General features: G+C 66.1%; 1 protein-coding gene. It reads left to right on the top strand.

From position 1 onward, the window contains the following. A partial coding sequence (locus tag ADK64_RS07295; RefSeq protein WP_267888529.1) for an alpha-amylase family glycosyl hydrolase occupies window positions 1–554 on the top strand: 554 nt, incomplete at both ends.

Genomic DNA, 554 nt, shown 5'->3' with positions numbered 1-554 from the left:
GTGGAGTTCGTCGACGCCGCCCACCAGCGCGGCATGCGCGTGATCATCGACTTCGTCATGAACCACACCAGCGACCAGCACCCGTGGTTCCAGGAGTCCCGCAAGAACCCCGACGGCCCCTACGGGGACTACTACATGTGGGCCGACGACGACAGGCAGTACGAGGACGCGCGGATCATCTTCGTCGACACCGAGGCCTCCAACTGGACCTTCGACCCGGTGCGCGGCCAGTACTACTTCCACCGCTTCTTCTCGCACCAGCCGGACCTCAACTACGAGAACCCGGCCGTGCAGGAGGAGATCCTGGCGGCGCTGAAGTTCTGGCTCGACCTCGGCATCGACGGCTACCGGCTCGACGCGGTCCCCTATCTCTACGCCGAAGAGGGCACCAACTGCGAGAACCTCCCCGCCACGCACGCCTTCCTCAAGCGGGTCCGCCGCGAGATCGACGCGATGTACCCGGACACCGTGCTGCTGGCGGAGGCCAACCAGTGGCCCGAGGACGTGGTCGACTACTTCGGCGACTACGGCACCGGCGGCGACGAGTGCCACAT

Origin of the sequence: Streptomyces sp. MMG1121, assembly GCF_001280015.1 — a bacterium.
Classification (GTDB): domain Bacteria; phylum Actinomycetota; class Actinomycetes; order Streptomycetales; family Streptomycetaceae; genus Streptomyces.
This window is presented reverse-complemented; position numbering and strand designations above follow the sequence as displayed.